The organism is Micromonospora sp. NPDC002717 (genome assembly GCF_040295705.1).
Classification (GTDB): domain Bacteria; phylum Actinomycetota; class Actinomycetes; order Mycobacteriales; family Micromonosporaceae; genus Micromonospora.
The window spans coordinates 121,089-136,678 of the sequence record NZ_JBEOVW010000003.1 but is presented as its reverse complement, the minus strand read 5'-3'; the positions used below and the strand labels follow the sequence as shown (position 1 = coordinate 136,678).

Sequence of the window (15,590 nt, the reverse complement as noted above, 5' to 3'; positions counted from 1 at the left end):
CCCGCTTCAGGGCCGTCGGAAGGGGCCGGTGAGGCGGTGCCAGAGGCGGCGCAGGCCGGAGCGGGGGCGGGGCACCACGGCCCTGGCGACCAGGGAGGTCGCCAGGGCCGTCGTCTCCGCGTCCAGGGCCGGCGTCGCCAGGGCCAGGTGGGCCAGGGACACCGCGACGGGCACCGGGCGCAGCCGCGCCACCGCCGCGACGTCGGCCAGCCGCTCGGCCACCACCCGCGCCACGTCGGGGCGTACCGCCGGGTCGACCCAGGCGGCGGTCACCATGGCGAACAGCGCCGCCTCGGTGATCCAGTCCTCGACGCCCCAGACCAGGTCCAGCAGCACCCGGCGGCGGGTCGAGGTCGCCCACGGCTCGTCCGTGCGGTGGTGCAGCAGGCCGAGGCAGGCCCACACCTGGACGCAGCGCACCCAGAGCGAGGGGTCCTGCCCCAGCACCCGCCCCAGCGCGGTGGACGGCGCGTCCGGCGGGTGCGCCAGCAGGCCGACCAGGTCGGCCAGGTCCAGGGTGGCCAGGCCCACCGCCGCGTCGTACGCCGCCGGGGGGTGCGGCCACGCCGGGTGGGCGAGCTGCCGCAGCCGCGCGGTCGCTTCCGCCGAGGGCGCCGGCACCGCGGGCGCGACCGTCGTCCCGTCCCAGCGCCAGATCCGCCGGGCGTCCGCCCGCCGGGGCTCGCGCGGGTCCGGCTCCGGCACGCCGGCCACCTCGACCCGCAGCGCCGGCACGGCCGTGGCGACGGTACGCAGCGCGCTCGGCGGCGCGGGTGACTCCAGCAGCACGGCGGCGCCGACCCCGCCGTGGTCGTCGGCGACGGCCTGACGCAGCGCGTCCACCACCGCCCCGGCCGCCGGGGTCACCTGCCCGAGCCAGGCCCGGCTGCGGCAGCACTCGGCCAGGTCGCCGTGCTCGTGCGAGTCGTCCGGGTGGTCCCGCACGAAGTCGGCGAGCGCGACCAGGTGCGCCACGTCGCCGTCGCGCTGGTGCCGCAGCCGGTGAGCGGTGTGCACGGCGCAGTCGAAGGTGGGATCCCGGGCGAGGGCCCGGTCGATCCAGTCGAGCGCCTCGTCGAGCCGCCCGATGTCGGCGAGGGTGCCGGCGATGTCGGCGTACACGGCGAGGTCGTCGGGGTCGTGCGCGACGGCGCGGCCGAGTGCCGCCAGCGCCTCCCGGGTGCGGCCGGCGCTGCGGTACGCGTACCCGAGCCACACCTCGCCGATCTTCGACGGCTCCGCGCGTACGCCCCGGGCGGCCCAGCGGACCGCCAGGGCGACCTCGCCGACCCGCCGGGCCAGCGCGGACGCCGCGCCCAGCAGCAGGCCGTGCTCGGCGTGGACGGTGACCGCGTTGCGGGCCAGCGCCAGGTAGGGGGCCAGCGCCGCCCGGTCGGCCCGGGGCGCCGGGTCGGGCACGGCGGCGCAGACCTGCATCAGGATGCGGGCGGTCCGGTCCGGTTCGAGGCGTTCGGCGAGTTCCGGCGCGGTGACCCACGGCACGCCGGCCCAGTCCGCCCCCGGGGCGTGCCCGGTCGCGGCGACCAGCAGGTCCAGCCCCTCGGCGGGCCGGCCGGCGGCGGCCAGCAGGTGGGCGCGGGCGACCACGGCGCCGACGAAGGCGTGGTGGTGCAGCGGGAAGAGGTCCACGCCGCCGGCGCCGTCGGCGGCGGCGAGCCGGGCGAGCGTCTCGTGCACCTCGGGCAGGGTCGGGGCCTGGGCGAGCGCGGCGGCGACGTGCCCGGCCGCGTGCTCCAGGTCGCCGGAGTCCATGGCGAGCCGGGCGAGGGCAAGTTCCTCCGCCGCGGGCAGCGCCCGGTCGTCCTCGGCCACGGCGTCCTCTCACTCGTCGGTGCTCCGGTGGGCCGGGCAAGCCTAGGTGATGTTGCACCGACGCGGTGATCAACTGCGCACTCCTGCTCGTTCGATTGCTCTGATCAGATCAAAGATGCAAGACTGAGCAGGAAACGCGCGGCAACCGCGCAGTGGGAGGAGTTTCCGTGACGCGTGCAGGGGCTGGCATGGCCGCCGACATCGACGAGCAGCCGGCGGGCTACGCCCGGCTGCTCTCCGCCGAACACGCCGGGCCGATCGCCCGGGTGGCGGCGGTCATCGCGGAGCGCCGGCCCCGGCACGTGGTCTTCACCGCCCGGGGCACCTCCGACCACGCCGCCCTCTACGGGGCGTACCTGACCGAGATCCGGCTCGGCCTGCCCGCGGGGCTCGCCTCGCCCAGCGCCGTCACCGTCTACGGCGCCCGGCCGGACCTCTCCGACGCGCTGGTCGTCGGCGTCAGCCAGAGCGGCGGCTCGCCGGACCTCGCCGAGGTGCTGCGCACCGCCCGCGCCTCGGGCGCGCTGACCCTGGCCGTCACCAACGCGCCCGACTCCCCGCTGGCCGACGTCGCCGAGCTGAGCGTCGACATCGCCGCCGGGCACGAGCGCGCGGTGGCCGCCACCAAGACGTACACCGCCGAGCTGCTCGCCCTGCTGATGCTCGTCGAGGGCATCCGGGCCGGCGACGGCGCGCTGCCCGCCGACGAGCGCGACGCGCTCGCCGCCCTGCCCGAGCTGGCCGCCCGCACCCTGGACGACCCCACCCCGGCCCAGCTCGCGCCCCGCTACCGGTTCGCCGGCCAGCTCGTCACCACCGGCCGGGGATACGCGTACCCGACCGCCCGCGAGGCCGCGCTGAAGCTGATGGAGACCTCCTACCTGCCGGCGCTGGCGTTCTCCGGCGCCGACCTGCTGCACGGCCCGCTCGCCATGACCGACCCCGACGTGCCGGTGCTCGCCGTGGTCGGCTCCGGGCCGGGCGGCCGGTCGATGGGCGAGGTGCTGCCCCGGCTCGGCGAGCGCCGCGCCGACGTGGTGGTGGTCGGCTCCGCCGACGTCGAGGGCGCCACCCGGATGGCCGTCCCCGAGGTCGACGAGCGGTACGCACCGCTGCTGGACATCCTGCCGCTGCAGCGCCTGGCGCTGGCGCTGGCGCTGGCCCGGGGCGAGGACCCGGACGCGCCGCGGGGGCTGAAGAAGGTCACCGCGACGATGTGACGCCCGGCGTGGCACGCTGGTCAGCGTGTCCACGCTGCGCGACCTCGCCGAGGAGCACACCCTCCTCCGTCCGGCCGACATCGACCACCTGCACCGGATCGCCGGCGACTGGCAGTTGCTGTCCGACCTGTCCTTCGCCGACCTGCTGCTCTGGGTGCCCGTGGACGGTGACGGGACGTACCTCTGCGTCGCCCAGGTCCGGCCGACGACCGCCCCCACCGCGTACCTGGACGACCAGGTGGGGCGGATCGTCGGCGGGCCGGAGGTGGCCCACCTGGAGGTGGCCCACCGGCAGGGCCGGATCTGGCGGGAGGGCGACCCGGTCTGGTACGGCGACGTGCCCGCGCGGCACGAGGCGATCCCGGTCCGGCTGCGCACGACCGACGGCGAGGCCGGCGAGGTGGTCGCCGTGGTCGGGCGGGACACCAACCTCTCCACCGCGCGCACCCCGAGCCAGCTGGAGCTGAACTACCTCACCACCGCCGACGACCTGGCGCAGATGATCGCCGACGGCACCTTCCCGCCGCCGCGCCACCCGGGGGAGACCACCTCGGCGCCCCGCGTCGGCGACGGGCTGGTCCGGCTCGACGCCGGCGGCAAGGTCACCTACGCCAGCCCGAACGCGCAGTCGGCGTACCGGCGGCTCGGCTACGCCTCGCACCTGGTGGGCGAGGACCTGGCGGCGCTGCACCGCCGGCTGGCCGGCGACCCGCTGGAGGGGACGGACGCGGCGAACGGCATTCTCGCCGCCCTGCGCGGCGAGGCGCCGCCCCGTCGGGAGATCGACGCCCGCGGCGCCACGATGCTCACCCGGGCGCTGCCGCTGATGCCCGCCGGGGTGCCGATCGGCGCGCTGGTGCTGGTCCGGGACATCACCGAGGTACGCCGCCGCGACCGCGCCCTGATCACCAAGGACGCCACCATCCGGGAGATCCACCACCGGGTGAAGAACAACCTCCAGACCGTCGCCGCCCTGCTGCGCCTCCAGGCCCGCCGGGTGGCCATGCCGGAGGCCCGGGTCGCCCTGGAGGAGTCGGTACGCCGGGTCGCCTCCATCGCGCTGGTGCACGAGACCCTCTCCCTGTCCAGCGACGAGGCGGTCGAGTTCGACGGCATCGTGGACCGGGTGGCCAGCGCGGCGACCGAGGTGGCGGCGGCCGAGTCGACGGTCGGGATGCGGCGGACGGGGAGCTTCGGGGTGCTTCCCGCCGAGGTCGCCACGTCGTTGGTGATGGTCCTCAACGAGCTGCTGCTCAACGCCGTCGAGCACGGCTTCCCGCCGGCCGCGGACGCGGTGACCGCGCCGGACGCGGCCGGCGCGGTCGGCGCCGTGCCCGAGGTGGTGGTGTCGGCGCACCGGTTCCGGAAGATGCTGCACGTCTCGGTGACCGACAACGGGCGCGGGCTGCCGCCGGACTTCGACGCCGAGCGGGGCGGCAACCTCGGTCTGCAGATCGTCCGGGCGCTGGTGACCGGCGAGCTGCGCGGCACGATCGAACTGCGCGACGGCGCGAACGGCGGCACCGAGGCGACGCTCGTCGTGCCGCTGGCCCGCAGCGCCCCGGAGGGCCGCGCCGCCGGCTGACCCGCCAAACGGCGTCGGATCCTCCGGACCCCGCGCCTCCGGGTCCCCGGCCGCCAACACCGGCAGACCCCGCGGGGCGGGCCGGTCACCGTCGTCGCCCCGCCGCCGCGCTACACGTCCCCGCCGGTGCCGGTGGCGGCGACGCGGCGGCAGGCCGGCGCGGACCCGCGGGCCCGGGGCGGGTCAGCGGGTGAGCAGCGCGACCGTCAGGCCGGGGCGGTGCCAGACCCGTTCGACGGTGTAGCCGGCGCGCAGCGCGTCGCCCTTGGCGCCCGGCACGGCGGCCAGCGGGTCGTCGCGGCGGCCGGCCACGACCAGCCAGACCCGCTGCGCGCCGGCCAGGCACTCGGCCGGCCGGGCGCACTCGGCGGCCCACAGGTCGCCCCGACGGGCCTGCTCCTCGGTGGCCAGCACGTCCCGGGGGCGGCGGTCGCCCAGGTGGTAGTTGAGGCCGAGGTCGAGGAAGAGCCAGCTCTCGCGGGGCGAGTAGACGACGGCGTCCCCCGGCCGCTGGCCGCCGGCGACGACCCGGGCCGCCCCGCGGTAGTCGACCGCGGCGCTGCGTGGCCACTCGTGCGTCCGCCGCAGCGCCGCCTGGTCGGGCAGGCCGAGCAGCCCGGCCAGGGCCACCACGGCCAACGCGGGCGGCAGCGGCACCGTCGCGAGCGCCGCGCCGGCCAGCAGGCAGCCGAACGGCACGACGAAGAACAGGTAGCGGGACACCCAGAGGGGCACGACGGCGCCGGCGGCGAAGAGCAGCAGCACCGGCAGCAGCACGGCGCACCCGGGCAGCAGGGCGCGCCGGCCGAGCCCGGCCGCCCCGAGCGCCGCCAACCCCACCAGCAGCCCGCCCACCACGCCGCTCTGCGCCACCCCGCCCGGCAGCGCCGTCAGGTCGGTCAGCCGGACCGTGTCCACCCAGTCGAGCTGCCGGGACCGCTGGCCCCTGGCCAGCAGCACCAGCGGGGTCACCAGCAGCGCGGCCGGCACCAGGGCGAGCGCCCAGCGCAGCGGGCGGCTCAGCGGGCCCTCGCGGTGGGCGGCGAGCACCGCCACCGCGTGCGCGGCGAGCAGGGTGAGCGCGACCAGGTGGGTGAGCCCGAGGGCGGCCACGGCGGCGGCGTACGCGGCCCAGCGGGGCCACCCGGGCCGGGCCAGCGCCTCGACCAGGAGCAGGGTCGCCAGCACCGCGAAGAACGCGGCCAGCGCGTACGGGCGCGCCTCCTGACCGTACCGCGAGGTGCCTGGGAGCACCGCGAGGAGCAGCCCGGCGATCAGCCCCGCCCGGGTGCCGGCCAGCCGCTGCCCGAGTACGGCGGTCAACCCGGCGGTGGCGGCCATGGCCAGCGCGGCGGGCAGCCGCAGCGCGGCGACCGAGTCGCCCGCGAGCGCCACCCAGGCGTGCATGAACAGGTAGTAGGGGCCGGTGGCGGCGTCGATGGTGCCGGCGAGCCGGACCAGGTCCCCGGGTGACCGGGTCGCCGCGCTCCAGGTGGCCAACTCGTCGCGCCACGGTTGCGCGTGGCCGATCCCGGTCAGCACGACGGCCAGGGTGGCCAGCGTCGGGCCGACCCAGACCAGGCGGGGCGCGCGGACCGGCCCGCCGGGCGCGTCGCCGGCGGGCGGCGGCGCGGTCAGCCGGCCCGGACCGCCGGCAGACAAATCAGAAGAACCGGTCACATATCGCAGCGTCACACAGCCGGGCCGTGCCGTTGTGCCGGTCCACGGATCAGTCGCCGGCGTCGTTCCCGGGGCGCGTCGCCCGTGATGTGGGATCACGCACGCGCTCGTTGGCCGGCCCCCACCCGGTGTGGCAGCATGACTCCATGACCGCCGCCGTCGTCCGCCGCTTCGTGGCCCGCCGCCACGTCGACTACGGCCGCGTGCGCAGCGCCATCTGTCCGGCCTACTGACGACGCCCGACCAATCTGTCTCGGGCGCGCCCCCGCGCCGGCTGTTCCGACACCGTTGTCCCCAGCCCGTCCCGACGGGCCGGCCGCCGCGTCCGCGCGTCACGAGGCACCCCAGACAACGGAGGACGCCGCCATGGCGGTCAGCAGCATCCCGGCCCGGGCCGGTGACCCGACGGCCCCCCGACCGGCCCGGGCCCCGCGCCGCCCGCGCGGCGAGGGCCAGTGGGCACTCGGTCACCGCGAGCCGCTCAACGCCAACGAGCGGATCAAGAAGGACGACGACCCGCTGAACGTGCGGGCCCGGATCGAGAACATCTACGCCCACCACGGGTTCGCCTCGATCGATCCGCAGGATCTGCGCGGCCGGTTCCGCTGGTGGGGCCTCTACACCCAGCGCAAGGCGGGCATCGACGGCGGTCGGACGGCCGTGCTGGAGCCGCACGAGCTGGAGGACGAGTTCTTCATGCTCCGGGTCCGGGTGGACGGGGGCGAGCTCAGCCTGGCGCAGCTGCGGGTGGTCGCGGAGATCTCCCGCGAGTTCGCCCGGGACACCGCCGACATCACCGACCGGCAGAACATCCAGTACCACTGGATCCGGGTCGAGGACGTGCCGGAGATCTGGCGTCGGCTGGAGTCCGTCGGGCTGCAGACCACCGAGGCGTGCGGCGACTGCCCCCGGGTCGTGCTGGGCAGCCCGGTGGCCGGCGTGGCGCGCGACGAGCTGGTCGACCCGACGCCGGCGGTCGACGAGATCGTCCGCCGGTACGTCGGCGACAAGGACTTCTCCAACCTGCCGCGCAAGTTCAAGACCTCCATCTCCTGGCTGGTCGACACGCCCTACGAGGCGAACGACATCGCGTTCCTCGGCGTGGACCACCCGGACCACGGCCCGGGCTTCGACGTCTGGGTGGGCGGCGGGCTGTCCACGAACCCGATGCTGGCCCAGCGGCTCGGCGTCTGGGTGCCGCTGGCCGAGGTGCCGGACGTCTGGGCCGGCGTGGTCGGCATCTTCCGCGACTACGGCTACCGCCGGCTGCGCAACCGGGCACGGCTGAAGTTCCTCGTCGCCGACTGGGGCGTGCCGAAGTTCCGCGAGGTGCTGGAGAAGGAGTACCTGGGCCGCGCCCTGCTCGACGGGCCGGCCCCGCGGCTGCCCGACAGGCCGGTGGACCACATCGGCGTGCACCCGCAGCGTGACGGGCGCAACTACGTCGGCGCCGCCCCGGTGGTCGGGCGGGTCTCCGGCGGGCAGCTCGCCCGGCTGGCCGACGTCGTCGAGGCGCACGGCAGCGACCGGGTGCGGCTCACCCCGTACCAGAAGCTGCTGGTGCTGGACGTGGCGCCGGAGCGGACCGACTCGCTGGTGCGGGCGCTGCGGGGGATCGGCCTGGAGGCGCAGCCGTCGGCCTGGCGGCGCGGCACCATGGCGTGCACCGGCATCGAGTACTGCAAGCTGGCCATCGTCGAGACCAAGGCCCGGGGCGAGGAGCTGGTGGCCCGGCTGGAGGAGCGGCTGCGCGACTTCGACGCCGACATCTCCATCCACCTCAACGGCTGCCCCAACGCCTGCGCCCGCACGCAGGTCGCCGACATCGGCCTGAAGGGCCAGCTGGTGGTCGGCCCGGACGGTCGCCAGGTGGAGGGCTTCCAGGTCCACCTCGGCGGCGGGCTCGGCATGGCCGAGGGGCAGACCGCCGGCTTCGGCCGCAAGCTGCGCGGCCTGAAGACCACCGCCGAGGAGCTTCCGGAGTACGTGGAACGCCTCGCCCGGCGCTACCTGGCCGGGCGGGAAGCCGGCGAGACGTTCGCCAACTGGGTGATCAGGGTCGACGAGGAGGAACTCCGATGAGCGAGACCCGTTCCGCGCCGCTGTACTGCCCCTACTGCGGCGAGGAGGACCTGCGGCCGAGCGAGGCCGGCCACGGCGCCTGGGAGTGCCACGCCTGCGCCCGGGTGTTCTCGGTGAGGTTCACCGGCCTGCTCGGTCGGGCGGTGGCCCGGTGAGCGGGGGCACGGACGACCCGTCGGGCCTCGTCTCCGCAGCGGGCCTGGGCCTGGTCGGCGTCGGCGGCCCGAAGCCGGCCGACCCGGCGCGTCGCGCCCCGGACGAGCTGCGCGCACTGGCCGAGGAGGCCGGGCGGGAGTTGGAGGGCGCGCCCGCGCTGGAGATCGCCCGCTGGGCGACCGCGACCTTCGGCGACCGGTTCTGCGTCACCAGTTCGATGGCCGACGCCGTGCTGGCCCACCTGGTCTCCCGGGTCGCCCCCGGGGTGGACGTGGTCTTCCTCGACACCGGTCTGCACTTCCCCGAGACGCTGAAGGTCCGCGACGAGGTGGCCAGGACGCTGCCGGTGAACGTCCGGTCGATCCGGCCGCGGCTGACCGTCGGCCAGCAGGACGGCGAGTACGGCCCCCGGCTGTTCAACAAGTCCCCCGACGACTGCTGCCAGCTCCGTAAGGTCGAGCCGCTGGAGCGGGCGCTGGCCGGGTACGACGCCTGGGCCGCCGGGCTGCGCCGGGACGAGTCGCCGACTCGGGCGAACACGCCGGTGGTGACCTTCGACGCCCGCCGGGGCAAGGTCAAGGTCAACCCGATCGCGGCCTGGAGGCAGGCGGACGTGGACGCCTACGTCGCCCGCTGGAACGTGCCGGTGAACGAGCTGTTCCGGCAGGGCTACGGCTCGATCGGCTGCTGGCCCTGCACCCGCCGCACGAAGGCGGGGGAGGATCCGCGGGCCGGCCGGTGGGCCATGTTCGAGAAGACCGAGTGCGGCCTGCACGTCTGACCGGGCCGGGCCCGGCCGCTCCCGCACCGGGGGCGCCCGGGTCGTGGGGGGCGGCCGACCCCGTGGTCCTGGTCGCCCACGGCAGCCGGGATCCGCGGGCCGCCGAGGCGACCCTGGCGCTGGCCCGGGCGGTGTCGACGGCCCGGCCCGGCACGCCGGTGCTGGCGAGCTGGCTGGACCACACCGCGCCGGGACCGGCCGCGGTGCTGCGGGACCTGGCCGGCGCCGGGCATCCCCGGGCGGTGCTGGTGCCGCTGCTGCTCACCGCCGCGTACCACCGGCGGGTGGACATCCCGGCGGCGGTGGCGGCGGCCCGCGCGGCGGGGCCGCCGATCGCGGTGCGGGTGACCGCCGTGCTCGGCCCCGCCGACGGCGAGGTCGACGGCGGGCTGCTGGCCGGCCTGCGCCGGCGGTTGGGCGAGGCGGAGCCGGGGCGGTTCGACGGGCTGGTGCTCGCCGCCGCGGGCACGAGGGACGCCCGGGCGCGCGGGTCGGTGGGGCGGGTGGCCGCCGCGCTGCGCGCCGGTTTCGGGGTGCCCACCCGGGTGTCGTACGCCTCGGCCGCCCCGCCGGCCGTCGAGGCGGCGGTGGCCCGGCTACGTGCCCGGGGCGCCCGGCGGGTGGCGGTGTCGGCCTACTTCCTGGCTCCCGGCCTCTTCCACGACGCCGTGGCCGGGGCGGCGCGGGACGCCGGCGCGGTGGCGGTGTCCGCCCCGCTGACCGACGCCCCGGAGCTGGCCGACCTGGTCCTGCGGCGCGTCGACGCCGCCGCCGGGGTGGCCGGGGTCACGGCCCGCCCGTGATCGGAAAGGCGCCCCGGTGGGTACGTGAGCGGGGTGCGGACAGCGAGACGCCCCGGCGGGCGGACCCGGCCGGGGCGTGCAGCTGTGGTGCGTGGGATCAGGCGGAGTGAGCGCGCAGCACCCGGAGGCCACCGCGGCGCTTCACGGCGCGCCGCTCCTCCTCGCTCATCCCGCCCCAGACGCCAGCGTCCTGACCGGACTCCAGCGCCCACTGCAGGCACTGGTCGGTCACGGAGCAGCGCCGGCAGACGGCCTTGGCCTGCTCGACCTGCAGGAGAGCCGGTCCGGACGTCCCGATCGGGAAGAACAGCTCCGGGTCCTCGTCGCGGCAGACAGCATGGTGACGCCAGTCCATGGCGGCAACACTCCTCATTCTGGGTGGGTGGCAGATATTGCTTTGGTGCTTTTCCTATATGCATCCGCAGCGCCGACGGTGACGGTTCGCGTCCGCTTATTCGGCAGTGCGTGAGCAGGCTGTTGTTGGCCCCGCGGACCTGCTGGAACAGCTCAACCTGCCGAGCATATCCAGGCAATGTCCCGGTAACTCAAGTTCGCTTGTGAATACTTTCACGAACGCTCGGGATGTCAAGGGTGGCGCTCGGAAAAACTCCAGGCGGTGAGCAAGCCCACAACCCATTTGTCCGGATTCCGGCGTCTTCCCGGTTACCCGGCGTACCACAGTCGAGGATCAATATAGTACAGTCCGCGTGACATTGCTGACATTTCCGGCACCTGCCTCTCGGTGTGGCGGCCGCTCCGGTCGGTGCGGTCGTCGCCGCGTCGACCTACGGCAGTACCCGAGACCTAGCAGATTACTCTCAGTGCGGCGGGAATGGATGTGAATCTGACTTTCTCCCGCTCGCCGAGGTAGTCGCCGTCGAGCTGGAACGCCTGCGGGCGGGCCGAGAGCAGGGTGAACTCCGCGACGTCGTGCAGCCGCAGCACTTGGCGGCCGTGCGGGTCGGGCGTCCGGGCGAAGAACTGCGTCACCGTCCGTGTCGTGCTGGCGACCCGGAGCTGCCGCAACGCCAGCACGTCCAGGCCCAGGTCGAACGACGCCTCCGGGTTCGGGTTGACCTCCCGGTCGCCCAGGTACGTCCACGGCGCGGTGTTCTGGATGATGACCGTGGCCAGCTCGCCCTCCGCCGGCTCGCCCGGCCGCTCCAGGCTGATCGCCGGATGCCGTCGGTCGGAGTTGAGGAAGTACTGGGCGACCGTGGCGCGGAAGTAGAGCGCGGGGGTGGAGACCCGACCCCGCCGGCGGGCCTGCTCCACCCGGTGGATGACCGCCGCGTCGACGCCGAAGCCCGCGCAGAAGGTGAAGTAGCGGTCGTCGGCGCGGCCGAGCCCGATGGTCCGGTACCGGCCCAGCCGCAGGCCCTCCAGGATCATGCTGGCCCCGTCCGGCCAGTCCCGGGGCAGGCCGAGCGCCCGGGCGAAGACGTTGGTCGAGCCTCCGGGCACGGTCGCCAGGGCGGGCAGCCGCTCGGCCGGCGAGGCGGCACCCGGCATGGTCGGCGGCTCGGCCGTCATCAGGCCGTTGACCACCTCGTTGACCGTGCCGTCGCCACCGAGCGTGACGACGACGTCCACGCCCTCCTCGGCCGCCTCCCGGGCGAGGTCGGTCGCGTGCCCGCGTCGGCGGGTGTAGCGCACGGAGAGGTCGACTTCGCTGCGCAGCGCCCGGACCAGCACGTCCCGGCTGCGCTCGCTCGTGGTGGTGGCCTTCGGGTTGACCACCAGGACGGCCCGCATGGGCGGCACTGTACCGCGCGGTAGCCCGGGTATCGTGGCGCGCGTGACCATCGACTCGGACCCGATTCCCGTCACCCTCCGCTGGGCGGTCCGGCTGCTGCGGGGCGAGGCGGTCGCCGTGGGGCTGGTTGCCGCGTGGCTGGTCTGGGCCGATCTCACCGCCACCACCACCGACCTCACCTCGGCGTTGCTGGTGACCGCGTTCGCGCTCGGTGCGGCGGCGGCGCTCTGGGCGCTCGGCGGCGCGTTGGCCCGGCGCCGGGCGGGCGCCCGCGCCCCGGCGATCGTGCTCCAGCTCATGCTGCTGCCGGTGGGGTGGTTCATGGTCCAGGGCGGGGTGGCCTGGCTCGGCGTACCGCTGATGGCGCTCGGTCTTGGCGTCACCGCGCTGCTGGTGAGCACCCCGACCACGCGGGCCCTCGGCTTCGAGTGACGCCCCGAGGGTGCCGGAGCGCCCGGCGGCGCACCGCCGGGGGCGGTCGGCTCAGTACCCGGAGGCGCGCCGGGTGAGCAGCGAGATGGTGGCCCGGCCGTCGGCGGCGCTCGCGGACGCCGACGTGGTGAGCGCGGTGAGCACCTTCCAGGCGAACGACGACTCCGCCGGCAGCGTGGCGCCCCGGACGGTCGGCACCGTCACCTCGACGGTGAGCGCGTCGTCGGTGACCGCGAAGCGGCAGTCGAGTTCGGCGTCGCGGGTGGCGATGGCGAGCAGCATGGCGCACGCCTCGTCCACGGCGATGCGCAGGTCCTCGATCTCGTCGAGGGCGAACTGGAGCCGCGCCGCGAGCCCGGCGGTGGCGGTACGCAACACCCCGAGGTAGCCCCCGTCCGCGGGCACGGTGAGGTGCACGACGTCGTCGTCGGTCGTCGGCTGCCCGGTCAGTTGAGTCACCACTCATCCCCCCGGTCGGGGACTCTACCCGCTCGGTCGCCCGGACGTGTGGGGGCCGCCACGTGCCTGCGCGGCCAGGCCGGCCAGGGCGTCCCCGCTGAGCCGGTAGGGGACCCACTCGGACATCTGCCGCGCGCCGATCGAGGCGTAGAAGCCGGCGGCCGGGTTCCAGTCGATCATCCACCACTCCAGCCGCTGGTAGCCCCGCTCCACGCAGATCGCGGCGAGGGTCGCCAGCAGCAGCCGCCCCGCGCCGGTGCCCCGGGCGGCCGGGCGGACGTAGAGGTCCTCCAGGTAGATGCCGTGCACCCCGGCCCAGGTGGAGAAGTTGAGGAACCACAGTGCGAAGCCCACCGGCTCGTCGTCGGCGTCGACGGCCACGTGCCCGTAGAGCGCCGGGGCCGGGCTACGGCTGCTCCAGCTCGGCGCGTCTGACGCCGCGCCGCGACCTGGAGCAGTCGCGAACAGGGCGGCGGTGAGCTGTTCCTCCGTGAGGTGGCACTCGTCGGCGGCGCGTTCGTACGCCGCCAGCTCGTGCACCATGGCGACGACGGCCGGCACGTCCCCGGGACGTGCCGGCCGGATCGTCGGCGGACCGGCGAGGCTCACGCCTTCTTGGTCTCCCAGAAGATCTTGGAGATCTCGTCGATCTTCTGCAGCAGCTCGTCGGCCTTGGCCGGGTCGGTGCCGCCCTTCGCGCCGGCGGCGCCGGCCAGCTTGGTGGCCTCGTTGAACAGCTGGTGCAGGTGCGGGTACTTCTCGAAGTGGGCCGGCTTGAAGTAGTCGGTCCAGAGCACCCACAGGTGGTGCTTCACCAGCTCGGCGCGCTGCTCCTTGATCAGGATGGCGCGGGTGCGGAACTCCGGGTCGGTGTTGGCCTGGTACTTCTCGCAGATCGCCTTCACCGACTCGGCCTCGATCCGGGCCTGGGCCGGGTCGTAGACGCCGCAGGGCAGGTCGCAGTGGGCGCTGGCGGTCACGCGGGGCGTAAGGATGCGTGGAAGTCGCATCAGGATCCTCCATGGGAAGTTTGCGATGATCCAACACGACATTACTCCTGGACGCGTGCCGAGAGGCCGGGTGGAGGTGAAACCGATGGGGGCGGCTCACCCGGCAGGGGCACCCCGACTGCGGTGGCCGCTGACCGCCGTGCTGGTGACCGGTCCGTCCATGTCGCCCACGCTGCGGCACGGCGACGCGGTGCTGGTCCGCCCCGGCGGGCGGACCGTCCGTCCCGGCGACGTCGTGGTCGCGGTGTTCCGCAGCCGCCCCGAGCTGCTCGTGGTCAAGCGCGCGGTCCGCGCCGAGGACGGCGGCTGGTGGCTGGCCGGCGACAACGACCTCGTCACCGACGACTCCCGGGCGTACGGGGTGGCCGACGTGCGGGGCCGGGTGGTGGCGCGCTACTGGCCCCGCCCCGGACGGGTGCGTCGGCGTCGGTTATGACCCCGCTCACATCGGTGTGACGGGGGCGACACTATGCTCGGGGCGTGCCCGGGTGACCCCCGCACCGCGTGTCGCCGCTGGGCGCCTCACCTCGCGCCCGCGCCGGCCGCTCCGTCTGCTCGACAGATCCTGGAGTCACCATGTCATCGTCCATCGTGGACCCCGCTGATCCCGTCTTCCGGCTGCACCGGGGCGGCAAGATGGCCGTCGCCTCGACCGTCCCGCTGACCAGCCGGGAGGACCTCTCCCTCGCGTACACCCCGGGGGTGGCCCGGGTCTGCGAGGCGATCGCCGCCGACCCGGGCGTCGCCGACGACTACACCTGGGCCGCGCACACCGTGGCCGTCGTCACCGACGGCTCGGCCGTACTCGGGCTGGGCAACATCGGCCCGCGCGCGGCGCTGCCGGTGATGGAGGGCAAGGCGGTGCTGTTCAAGCAGTTCGCCGGCGTCGACGCCGTGCCGGTCTGCCTGGACACGCAGGACGTGGACGAGATCGTCGCGGTGGTGCGGGCGCTGGCGCCGTCGTTCGGCGGGATCAACCTGGAGGACATCAGCGCCCCGCGCTGCTTCGAGGTGGAGCGCCGGCTCGACGAGGCCCTGGACATCCCGGTCTTCCACGACGACCAGCACGGCACCGCGATCGTCGTGCTCGCCGCGCTGCGCAACGCCGCCACGCTGCTCAACCGCAAGCTCGGCGACCTGCGGGTGGCGGTCAGCGGCGCCGGCGCCGCCGGGGTGGCGGTGACGAAGATGCTGGTCGCCGGCGGCGTGGACCCGGACCAGGTGGTGGTCTGCGACTCCAAGGGCATCATCGGCCGGCACCGGGCCGGGCTGACCGGCACGAAGGCCGAGCTGGCCGCGATGACGAACGCCGACGGCCGCGAGGGCGACATCGCCGAGGCGCTGCGCGGCGCGGACGTGCTGATCGGCGTCTCCGGCGGGCAGATTCCGGAGCAGGCGGTGGCCGGCATGGCGGCGGGGGGCATCGTCTTCGCGCTGGCCAACCCGACGCCCGAGGTGCACCCCGAGGTGGCCGCCCGGCACGTGGCTGTCGTCGCCACCGGCCGCAGCGACTACCCGAACCAGATCAACAACGTGCTGGCGTTCCCGGGCGTGTTCCGGGGCGCGCTGGACGCCCGGGCCACCCGCATCACCGACGGCATGAAGGTGGCCGCCGCCGACGCCATCGCGGGCGTCGTGGCCGAGTCGCTCACCACCGAGGCGATCGTCCCGTCCCCGCTCGACCCCAGGGTCGCCCCCGCGGTCGCCGAGGCGGTCGCCGAGGCCGCCCGCCGCGACGGCGTCACCCGCTGAACGCGGAGGGGCCCTTCCCTGTTCGCCCCGGGCGACACGGA

16 protein-coding genes are annotated in these 15,590 nt (G+C 75.4%); 9 read left to right on the top strand and 7 right to left on the bottom strand.

All coding sequences use genetic code 11. The annotated features are described in order from the left end of the window. Window positions 1-6: 6 nt before the first annotated feature. On the bottom strand, window positions 7-1,833 hold the full coding sequence (locus tag ABT006_RS07040) for a tetratricopeptide repeat protein (RefSeq protein WP_350703768.1): 1,827 nt from the start codon (window positions 1,831-1,833) through the stop codon (window positions 7-9). Window positions 1,834-2,021: 188 nt separating this feature from the next. Between ABT006_RS07040 and ABT006_RS07035 the strand changes: the two genes are divergently transcribed. Both ABT006_RS07035 and ABT006_RS07030 read left to right on the top strand, forming a co-directional pair. Continuing rightward, window positions 2,022-3,053 (top strand): SIS domain-containing protein, encoded by a 1,032-nt coding sequence (locus ABT006_RS07035; RefSeq protein WP_350704155.1) that lies wholly within the window; start codon window positions 2,022-2,024, stop codon window positions 3,051-3,053. 25 nt (window positions 3,054-3,078) lie between these two features. After that, entirely contained in the window at window positions 3,079-4,638 is a 1,560-nt protein-coding gene (locus ABT006_RS07030) for a histidine kinase N-terminal domain-containing protein (protein WP_350703767.1), read from the top strand. Between the two features lie 183 nt (window positions 4,639-4,821). On the opposite strand, the gene ABT006_RS07025 is transcribed toward ABT006_RS07030, so the two are convergent. Next, complete coding sequence (locus ABT006_RS07025) at window positions 4,822-6,276, bottom strand: glycosyltransferase family 39 protein (protein ID WP_350704153.1); 1,455 nt, start codon at window positions 6,274-6,276, stop codon at window positions 4,822-4,824. Window positions 6,277-6,684: 408 nt separating this feature from the next. Here ABT006_RS07025 and ABT006_RS07020 point away from each other — a divergent pair, with 408 nt between their 5' ends. From ABT006_RS07020 to ABT006_RS07005, 4 genes are read left to right on the top strand one after another with little or no spacing between them, the layout of a single operon-like run. Beyond that, window positions 6,685-8,400, top strand: a complete 1,716-nt coding sequence (locus ABT006_RS07020; RefSeq protein ID WP_350703765.1) for a nitrite/sulfite reductase — start codon at window positions 6,685-6,687, stop codon at window positions 8,398-8,400. Beyond that, window positions 8,397-8,555 carry a hypothetical protein gene (locus ABT006_RS07015; protein ID WP_350703763.1) on the top strand — a complete coding sequence of 53 codons (159 nt, stop codon included), beginning with the start codon at window positions 8,397-8,399 and terminating at the stop codon, window positions 8,553-8,555. Before ABT006_RS07020 ends, ABT006_RS07015 begins: the two co-directional genes overlap by 4 nt. Further along, window positions 8,552-9,337, top strand: coding sequence for a phosphoadenylyl-sulfate reductase (locus ABT006_RS07010; RefSeq protein ID WP_350703761.1), 786 nt, complete (start codon window positions 8,552-8,554; stop codon window positions 9,335-9,337). Before ABT006_RS07015 ends, ABT006_RS07010 begins: the two co-directional genes overlap by 4 nt. Further along, window positions 9,319-10,140, top strand: a complete 822-nt coding sequence (locus ABT006_RS07005; protein ID WP_502890878.1) for a sirohydrochlorin chelatase — start codon at window positions 9,319-9,321, stop codon at window positions 10,138-10,140. Before ABT006_RS07010 ends, ABT006_RS07005 begins: the two co-directional genes overlap by 19 nt. A gap of 97 nt (window positions 10,141-10,237) precedes the next feature. Here ABT006_RS07005 and ABT006_RS07000 read toward each other — a convergent pair whose 3' ends face one another. Together ABT006_RS07000 and ABT006_RS06995 are read right to left on the bottom strand one after the other, a co-directional pair. Beyond that, the gene (locus ABT006_RS07000) at window positions 10,238-10,495 is read right to left on the bottom strand and encodes a WhiB family transcriptional regulator (RefSeq protein ID WP_007072794.1); all 258 of its coding nucleotides are present in this window, start codon (window positions 10,493-10,495) and stop codon (window positions 10,238-10,240) included. Between the two features lie 449 nt (window positions 10,496-10,944). Next, window positions 10,945-11,895, bottom strand: a complete 951-nt coding sequence (locus ABT006_RS06995; RefSeq protein ID WP_350703759.1) for a diacylglycerol/lipid kinase family protein — start codon at window positions 11,893-11,895, stop codon at window positions 10,945-10,947. A 43-nt stretch (window positions 11,896-11,938) separates the two neighbouring features. Here ABT006_RS06995 and ABT006_RS06990 point away from each other — a divergent pair, with 43 nt between their 5' ends. Further along, window positions 11,939-12,328 (top strand): hypothetical protein, encoded by a 390-nt coding sequence (locus ABT006_RS06990; RefSeq protein ID WP_350703757.1) that lies wholly within the window; start codon window positions 11,939-11,941, stop codon window positions 12,326-12,328. 51 nt (window positions 12,329-12,379) lie between these two features. Here ABT006_RS06990 and ABT006_RS06985 read toward each other — a convergent pair whose 3' ends face one another. The 3 genes from ABT006_RS06985 to sodN are packed head-to-tail and all read right to left on the bottom strand — an operon-like array spanning window position 12,380 to window position 13,797. After that, window positions 12,380-12,787 (bottom strand): ATP-binding protein, encoded by a 408-nt coding sequence (locus tag ABT006_RS06985; protein WP_350703755.1) that lies wholly within the window; start codon window positions 12,785-12,787, stop codon window positions 12,380-12,382. 24 nt (window positions 12,788-12,811) lie between these two features. After that, window positions 12,812-13,396 (bottom strand): GNAT family N-acetyltransferase, encoded by a 585-nt coding sequence (locus ABT006_RS06980; protein WP_502890877.1) that lies wholly within the window; start codon window positions 13,394-13,396, stop codon window positions 12,812-12,814. Then, complete coding sequence (sodN, locus tag ABT006_RS06975) at window positions 13,393-13,797, bottom strand: superoxide dismutase, Ni (RefSeq protein ID WP_350703753.1); 405 nt, start codon at window positions 13,795-13,797, stop codon at window positions 13,393-13,395. The genes ABT006_RS06980 and sodN overlap by 4 nt, the downstream gene beginning before the upstream one ends. Before the next feature lie 85 nt (window positions 13,798-13,882). On the opposite strand from sodN, the gene ABT006_RS06970 reads away from it, so the two are divergent. Next, entirely contained in the window at window positions 13,883-14,233 is a 351-nt protein-coding gene (locus ABT006_RS06970; RefSeq protein ID WP_350703751.1) for a S24/S26 family peptidase, read from the top strand. A 140-nt stretch (window positions 14,234-14,373) separates the two neighbouring features. Then, the gene (locus tag ABT006_RS06965; protein WP_350703749.1) at window positions 14,374-15,549 is read left to right on the top strand and encodes an NAD(P)-dependent malic enzyme; all 1,176 of its coding nucleotides are present in this window, start codon (window positions 14,374-14,376) and stop codon (window positions 15,547-15,549) included. The last annotated feature ends 41 nt before the right edge of the window (window positions 15,550-15,590 follow it).

Excerpts from the sequence above, each read along its gene's own strand:
- ABT006_RS07035 (WP_350704155.1), top strand. The coding sequence starts at position 2,022 with ATGGCCGCCGACATCGACGAGCAGCCGGCGGGCTACGCCCGGCTGCTC.
- ABT006_RS07020 (WP_350703765.1), top strand. The coding sequence starts at position 6,685 with ATGGCGGTCAGCAGCATCCCGGCCCGGGCCGGTGACCCGACGGCCCCC.
- ABT006_RS07015 (WP_350703763.1), top strand. The coding sequence starts at position 8,397 with ATGAGCGAGACCCGTTCCGCGCCGCTGTACTGCCCCTACTGCGGCGAG.
- ABT006_RS07000 (WP_007072794.1), bottom strand. The coding sequence starts at position 10,495 with ATGGACTGGCGTCACCATGCTGTCTGCCGCGACGAGGACCCGGAGCTG.
- ABT006_RS06995 (WP_350703759.1), bottom strand. The coding sequence starts at position 11,895 with ATGCGGGCCGTCCTGGTGGTCAACCCGAAGGCCACCACCACGAGCGAG.
- sodN (WP_350703753.1), bottom strand. The coding sequence starts at position 13,797 with ATGCGACTTCCACGCATCCTTACGCCCCGCGTGACCGCCAGCGCCCAC.
- ABT006_RS06970 (WP_350703751.1), top strand. The coding sequence starts at position 13,883 with ATGGGGGCGGCTCACCCGGCAGGGGCACCCCGACTGCGGTGGCCGCTG.
- ABT006_RS06965 (WP_350703749.1), top strand. The coding sequence starts at position 14,374 with ATGTCATCGTCCATCGTGGACCCCGCTGATCCCGTCTTCCGGCTGCAC.